This window comes from Mesorhizobium sp. M7A.F.Ca.CA.002.04.1.1 (assembly GCF_004022805.1).
In the GTDB taxonomy this organism is placed as follows: domain Bacteria; phylum Pseudomonadota; class Alphaproteobacteria; order Rhizobiales; family Rhizobiaceae; genus Mesorhizobium; species Mesorhizobium ciceri.
The window spans coordinates 1-577 of record NZ_RZPL01001263.1 but is presented as its reverse complement, the minus strand read 5'-3'; the positions used below and the strand labels follow the sequence as shown (position 1 = coordinate 577).

The window sequence follows — 577 nt, the reverse complement described above, 5'->3', positions numbered from 1 at the left end:
GGTCGGTGCGCACGGCCTTCACGGTCAGGCCGCCAGCACCGTGCGCTCGACAATGTCGAGCGCGCCGTCGAGGTCGGTTTTCGAAATGACCAGCGGCGGCGACAGCGTCAACACGTTGCCTTGGCTGATCTTGAAGCTCAGCCCCTGTTCAAGGCAAGCATAGAAGACGCGCTCGGCGAGATCGCGTGCCGGCTGGCGCGTATCGCGATCCTCGACGAGCTCGACGCCGACCATCAGTCCCCTGCCCCTGACGTCGCCGACATGGGGCGAGCGCGCCATCAGGTGCTGCATGCGCCCTAGCATGTGCCGACCGAGTTCGGCCGCGCGCTCGACCAGCCCTTCCTCCAGGATGATGTCGATCGTCGTCAATGCGGCGCGGGTCGTCACCGGGTTCTTCTCGTGGGTGTAGTGGCCGATCGCGAAGCCACCGGTGACGTCGAGATCGCGGCGCGCGATGATGGCGGCGATCGGCAGGACGCCGCCGCCGAGCGACTTGCCGAGGACGACGATGTCAGGCGTCACATCATCATGCTCGTGCGCGAAGAATATGCCGGTCTTGCCAAGGCCGGTCGGGATC

At 66.2% G+C, this 577-nt stretch carries 1 protein-coding gene; it reads right to left on the bottom strand.

The genetic code is table 11. The annotated features are described in order from the left end of the window. Nucleotides 1–24: 24 nt before the first annotated feature. Nucleotides 25–577, bottom strand: a 553-nt coding sequence (locus ENZ75_RS33705; protein WP_128278694.1) for an aminotransferase class III-fold pyridoxal phosphate-dependent enzyme, incomplete at its 5' end; no start/stop codon positions are given.